This is a genomic window from Vibrio hibernica (genome assembly GCF_015223435.1).
GTDB lineage: Bacteria > Pseudomonadota > Gammaproteobacteria > Enterobacterales > Vibrionaceae > Vibrio > Vibrio hibernica.
Window position 1 is genome coordinate 1 of sequence record NZ_VHKO01000088.1, and the last position, 6405, is coordinate 6405.

Consider the following 6405-nt stretch of genomic DNA (forward strand, 5'->3'; position numbering starts at 1 on the left):
TAAGATCCATCGTGACTGTTTAGCTTAATTGTAGATTTCATTGTAAAACCTTAACTTCTATTTGGCACCTCCCCCCAACTTATTTGTGCTAACCTCCTTAACAGGAGGTTTTTTTTATTTAATATTACTGAAAAATTATCATTTATATCAATAGAATAGCGATTATATTAAAAATGAAAGTGGTAAACCGTCGTTTGCAGATACTGCTGCCCAGGTTGCAAAATACTGTCGCTAAATGTCCATTCAGGATGATTCGGCGCATCGGGTAAGAACTGCGTCTCTAATGCCAAACCATCAAAACGTTCATACGGCTTATCCTCTCTTGATGGGCACCCAGCTAAGTAATTCCCCGTATAAAGTTGCATTGCAGGCTTTGTTGTCAGCACTTGCATGGTCACTTGCTCATCGGGTGATACTACTGTCGCGACATGTTTAAGTTCACTTGCGTCTTTAGGATCGAAAATAAAAGAATGGTCATAGCCTGCGGCTAATTTTTGCTCATCATCCATTAAAAAGTCTTGGCTGATTTTTTTTGCTATACGGAAATCAAAACCAGTATGTTCAACGGATTTAATTTGTGTCGGAAGTGCATTCTCATCGCTCGCCAGAAACTGCTCCGCAAATACCGTTAACGTATGCTCCAAACAACTAATGCCACTTTTCACGCCTTGTAGATTAAAGTAAGCATGATTGGTTAGGTTCACCGGACAAGCCTTATCAACATGAGCTTGGTAATCGATCGAGACTTGATTATCTTCACTTAAAGTAAAGGTAATTTTCGTTGTCATATTTCCCGGAAAACCTTGGTCGTTATCCTCAGATTCAAGCTCAAATACCACTTGATGTTGAGTATGATTTAACACCGCCCAACGCCGTTTATCAAACCCATCTGCGCCACCATGAATACAATACTTTTCATGATTTTTTGATAGTGAATAAGCTTGGCCATTAAGCTCAAACTTTGCATCAGCAATACGATTAGCATAACGCCCAATCGTTGCGCCTAAGTAGCCTTCCTGCTGCTGGAATTTCTCTATTGTATTCACACCCAGCAGTACTTCTCTCTGTTCATCGCCAATAGGTAAGGTGCAACTCAACCATGTTGCACCAATATCCATAAAGGTTGCCGACATGCCAGAATCATTAGACAAAGTAATGATTTTGGCTGACTGACCATCTAAATATAGGTCAGCCGTCATGGATTCATGTAGTGCTTGCGTCTCTTGATTCATCGCATCATCCATTTTCATATTTATGCTACTGAGCCGATGTTTAATACTCCTGAGCCATCCATCGCTTTGCAAATATAGATCGTTTCTTTTAGCCCCGTTTTCGCTTCATATTGCGCTTCAACTGCCGCTTTAACCGAATCGACTAAAGCCGGTGGTACAAGAGAAACGACACAGCCACCAAAACCGCCGCCTGTCATGCGAACGCCACCTTCCGTGCCAATAACCGCTTTCACGATATCTACAATCGCATTCACTTCTGGGCAAGTAATTTCAAAGTCGTCTCGCATCGAAATATGAGACTGTTCCATTAATGCACCAAGGCGAACAAAATCATGGTTTTTTAATGCTTGCGCAGCTTCAACCGTGCGGTCGTTTTCTGTGATCACATGACGAGCACGTTTAGCCACCACTTCATCAAGCTCTGATTCACGCTGATGAAACTGCTCAATGGTGACATCACGCAATGCTTTAACATTAAAAAAGTCCGCCGCAGCTTCACATTGCACTCGACGCGTATTGTATTCGCTATCCACTAAACCACGTTTTTTATTTGAATTTATGATCACGATCGCCATGTCTTCTGGCATTGAAACCGCTTGAGTTTCAAGTGAACGGCAATCAATTAACAATGAGTGGTTACGTTTACCCTCAGCGGAAATAAGTTGGTCCATAATGCCGCAGTTACACCCGACAAATTGGTTTTCTGCTTCTTGTCCATTTAGGGCGATATCTTGCTGAGAAATATTCAAATCATAAAGCGCTTTAAACGTTTGTCCGATCACCACTTCTAATGCAGCAGAAGAGCTTAATCCTGCGCCTTGAGGCACATTGCCACTAACGGCAATATCGGCGCCGTTAAATTCAAACCCACGTTTTTGCAGACAATCAATCACACCTCGAATGTAATTCACCCACATAACATCGTTATCAAATTCAAGCAGCTTAGAAGTATCAAATTCATTCACTTGATTATCGAAATCGACTGCCACCACTCGCACGATATTGTCATCACGTTTCGATGCAGCGACGACGGTTTGGTAATCAATCGCGCAAGGTAAAACAAAACCATCATTATAATCGGTATGTTCACCAATTAAGTTCACTCGCCCCGGTGCTTGAATAACATGGGTTGCAGCATAATTAAAAGCAGATTCAAAAGCGCCATGCACGGCGTTAATAAGTTGCTGGGTACGTTCATTCATAATGTTTACCTAGATTTTAATAATTTGGTTGTTAGCATTGTTTATAATGTTGACTGCTCAAGGCACGTAGTCGCTCAGCGGCTTGCTCGGCAGTAAAATCTCGTTGGCTTTCTGCTAACATTTCATAACCCACCATGAATTTTTTCACTGTGGCAGAACGAAGTAATGGTGGATAAAACAGGGCATGTAATTGCCAATGATCGGTTTCTTTATCTTCAAACTGATCATCGTTTTCAAAAAATGGTGCATAATGCCAGCCCATTGAATACGGGAATGAACATTGAAATAAATTATCATAGCGACAAGTTAACTCTTTCATCGCCAACGCGAGATCATCACGTTGCTCATCCGTTAATTCACTCATACGTTTAATATGTGTTTTTGGCAGTAACATGGTTTCAAACGGCCATGCAGCCCAGTAAGGCACAACGGCAATCCAATGCTCAGTTTCAACCACAGTTCGGGCGCCATCTTGTTGCTCACTTTGCACATAATCTACCAGCAAGTTAGTCCCATGCTGTTGAAAATATTCACGCAAGTGTCGGTCTTTACGCTCTATTTCATTAGGTAGAAAGCTATTAGCCCAAATTTGTCCATGCGGATGCGGTTGCGAACAGCCCATCGCCTCCCCTTTGTTTTCAAATGCTTGCACCCAGACATATTCTTTGCCGAGTTCTTCAATTTGAGTATTCCACGTATCCACTAGATTACGGATCTGACCAAGCGGGAGTTCAGGCAAGGTTTTGCTGTGATCGGGGGAAAAGCAAATCACCCGACTGAGCCCACGCACACCTTGAATTTTGAATAAAGGATTGCTCGATTGTGGCGCATCAGGCGTATCTGGCATTAATGCCGCGAAATCATTTTGAAAAACGAAAGTGTCTTTATAATCAGGGTTTACATCACCTGAAATTCGCGTATTGGTTGGACATAAAAAACAGTCCGCTTGATACGGTTTAATGCTTGCGATTACTGGTTTTTCATCTTGACCACTCCACGGGCGCTTAGCGCGATGAGGAGACACTAAAATCCACTGCCCGGTAAGTGGATTATAACGGCGATGAGGATGATCAACCGGGTTAAATTCTGTCGTCATTGTGTTTATCTCTTACTATTAGTCTGAATAAAAACGAAGGTTATTGGTCGTAACCTTTTGGATTTTTTGATTGCCAACGCCATGTATCAATACTCATTTCAGCCACATCACGCGTTGCTTTCCAACCTAAGTCTTTCTCTGCTTTTTCTGTACTTGCCCAACATTGAGCAATATCACCCGGTCGACGAGGGTGAATTTCGTAAGCAATTTTATGACCACAGGCTTCGGAGAATGCATTCACCATATCCAATACACTGCTGCCTTTGCCTGTGCCTAAATTATAAATATGCAATCCTGCTTTATTCGTTAGCGTATTAATCGCGGCTAAGTGCCCATCAGCCAGATCCATAACATGAATATAATCACGTACTCCAGTGCCATCAGGCGTGGCGTAATCATTACCAAATATGGATAATTTTTCACGACGACCCACCGCCACTTGAGCGATAAATGGCATTAAATTATTAGGCGTTCCTTGAGGATCTTCACCCATAGTGCCCGATGGATGCGCCCCAACTGGATTGAAATAACGCAATAAAGTAATACTCCAATCATTTTCAGCATCAAACAAATCACTAAAACATTCTTCAATAATATATTTGCTACGTCCGTATGGATTGGTCGTGGCACCGGTTGGAGAGGATTCTGTAATCGGCACTTGCGCGGGATCGCCATACACAGTGGCAGACGAACTAAAGACAATATTTTTCACGCCAGCTTTACGCATACTACGGGCTAATACTAGCGATCCATTTACGTTATTATCGTAATACTCCAGCGGCTTAGACACCGACTCACCAACAGATTTTAAACCCGCAAAATGGATCACAGCATCAATCGGTTGATTAGAGTGTTCAGCAAAAACTTGGTCAAGGAAGGCTTCATCGCGAACATCGCCTTGATAAAAAGACGGCTGAGTGCCTGTTAATGCTTCAATACGATTTAGCACCTCTAACTTACTATTGGTTAAGTTATCCAAAGCAATGGGTTCATGCCCAGCTTTTATTAACTGCACACAAGTGTGGCTGCCGATATAGCCTAAGCCACCGGTAACTAAAACTTTCATATCTTCTCCTGACGTTAGTTCGCTGATAAATATTAGTTCGCTGGTAAATATTCGTTAGCTAGCAAATAAATATAACCTACAAGTAGGCATCTATCGTGCTGATCGTTTATGATATTGAAGTTTAAGTCACCTGCACTCTGGGTAATCTAAACCAAAGTGACACTATCATTAACGATTACACATCTTGCTAAATAAGCCACTTTCCTATTTGTGCTGGGTAGGATAGCAAAAATACCGACTCTACTTCTGTGATCAACCGCAAATAGTGTAAACGTTTACAGTGATTGTACAATCGTTAAAAAAATGCGATAGAACAACCCAAAATCAGGTTGAAGGATTAAAAAGCCAATAGGCTTTATCGTTCCCAGCGACGCATGAGAAAGTACCAAGCACCGGAGACTACAAGACAGTTATTTATTACGCGCGGTTCATTACATTCGCAACCATGCACACCTTGGCATCAAGTCTGCTCAAGTGGTTGAATTTGCAGGTTGCAGTCGTACCTTTTTAGAAGAATTATTTCGCGATCAAGTTGGCCATACCATCCATAAAGAAATCCATCACGTTAAATTCGAAAAAGTGAAACTCTTACTCATTCATACCCAGCTCAGCATCCCCGATATTGCCCAAAAAACAGGTTATCCATCTCATCAGTATTTGTATTCTTTATTTCAACGAGAATTGGGGGTAACGCCCAATCAGTATCGATTACAGATACCTAAAAGTGAGATTATTGCCAAGTGAGTAGGTGAATATTTAACTTATGGTTTGATGTTTCCAGCACGTTTTTGGACAAAACCTTGTTAGACCTGATGCTCTAAAAAGGTTCTGTCAGATTAGGAAAAGTATGTTGAAGCCATAGTCGTTTGTTAGATGCCCGATTACTGAAGCTGATTTAGTAGTGGTAACGACACGAAATTATCGTTATCGCTTCATCATCGACCGCATAAACAAGCCTATTAGTATCATCAATACGGCGAGACCAAAAACCAGATAAGTTCTCTTTTAACGGTTCAGGTTTACCGATGCCCTCAAAAGGAGAGCGCTTAACATCATTGATAATTTTGTTGATGCGCTTTAGTGTTTTCTTGTCTTGGGTTTGCCAATACAAGTAGTCATCCCAAGCGTCATCAGTCCACGACAGTAGACGTTGACTACTACTCATCAATTAACTCTCGTGCTGTTGTTTTACCTGCACGATACTGTGCTACCGAACGGTTTAGGTGTTCAGCATTTTTAGGGGAGCGCAGTAAGTGAACTGTCTCCATAAGGCTGTTGTAGTAGTCTAAAGACATCACCACTGCATCTTCAGAATCACGGCGTGTAATGACTGTTGTATCAGCATCATTAACTACACCGTCTAAAACAGCTTTAAGACTATTTCTAGCTTCAGTAAAAGATACGATTCTCATAAGAACCTCCATATGTACATTTAATGGAACAAGTATAGCCTTCACCATCTTAGTTGTACAGTAAATTGAACATGTGGTATTAATAAGGTAACTTACAATTTAATAGACGGATAAAATCCGTCTATCATTCCATTCAATTCTCAGATCAACAAGCTAACCATCTCAATTTATTCATAAAATATGAACTTACCTCATATTCAATCAACATAAAATGCGGAAATAATCCATATAGTTAACCAAAGCCTACTCATGAAGAAGAACTGTGGGTTTAATTAGTATCTAAAAATCCAATTATTCAAGCTTCAAACTATACAAAATTGACAGCATTTGGCATGAGAAAATATATGGATAAAGCTAATCATTGTGGAACTAGTAAGGATGCGTTGTAACTCGTTTT

The 6405-nt window shown here is 41.0% G+C and carries 7 protein-coding genes; 1 reads left to right on the plus strand and 6 read right to left on the minus strand.

What is annotated here, in order from left to right; translation table 11 throughout:
- Nucleotides 1–167: 167 nt before the first annotated feature.
- From galM to galE, 4 genes are read right to left on the minus strand one after another with little or no spacing between them, the layout of a single operon-like run.
- Nucleotides 168–1232 (minus strand): galactose-1-epimerase, encoded by a 1065-nt coding sequence (gene galM / locus FH976_RS15260; RefSeq protein WP_194091642.1) that lies wholly within the window; start codon nt 1230–1232, stop codon nt 168–170.
- A 20-nt stretch (nt 1233–1252) separates the two neighbouring features.
- Nucleotides 1253–2434, minus strand: coding sequence for a galactokinase (gene galK, locus FH976_RS15265; protein WP_194091643.1), 1182 nt, complete (start codon nt 2432–2434; stop codon nt 1253–1255).
- A gap of 31 nt (nt 2435–2465) precedes the next feature.
- Nucleotides 2466–3530, minus strand: a complete 1065-nt coding sequence (locus FH976_RS15270; RefSeq protein ID WP_194091644.1) for a UDP-glucose--hexose-1-phosphate uridylyltransferase — start codon at nt 3528–3530, stop codon at nt 2466–2468.
- A gap of 40 nt (nt 3531–3570) precedes the next feature.
- A complete protein-coding gene (galE, locus tag FH976_RS15275; RefSeq protein WP_194091645.1) occupies nt 3571–4596 on the minus strand; it encodes a UDP-glucose 4-epimerase GalE in 1026 nt (341 codons plus the stop codon).
- Between the two features lie 474 nt (nt 4597–5070).
- Here galE and FH976_RS15280 point away from each other — a divergent pair, with 474 nt between their 5' ends.
- Entirely contained in the window at nt 5071–5340 is a 270-nt protein-coding gene (locus FH976_RS15280; protein WP_194091646.1) for a helix-turn-helix transcriptional regulator, read from the plus strand.
- 151 nt (nt 5341–5491) lie between these two features.
- Here the strand turns inward: FH976_RS15280 and FH976_RS15285 are convergent, their stop codons facing one another.
- Both FH976_RS15285 and FH976_RS15290 read right to left on the minus strand, forming a co-directional pair.
- The gene (locus FH976_RS15285) at nt 5492–5761 is read right to left on the minus strand and encodes a Txe/YoeB family addiction module toxin (protein ID WP_194091647.1); all 270 of its coding nucleotides are present in this window, start codon (nt 5759–5761) and stop codon (nt 5492–5494) included.
- Entirely contained in the window at nt 5754–6008 is a 255-nt protein-coding gene (locus FH976_RS15290; RefSeq protein WP_086982138.1) for a type II toxin-antitoxin system Phd/YefM family antitoxin, read from the minus strand. Before FH976_RS15290 ends, FH976_RS15285 begins: the two co-directional genes overlap by 8 nt.
- Nucleotides 6009–6405: the final 397 nt, after the last annotated feature.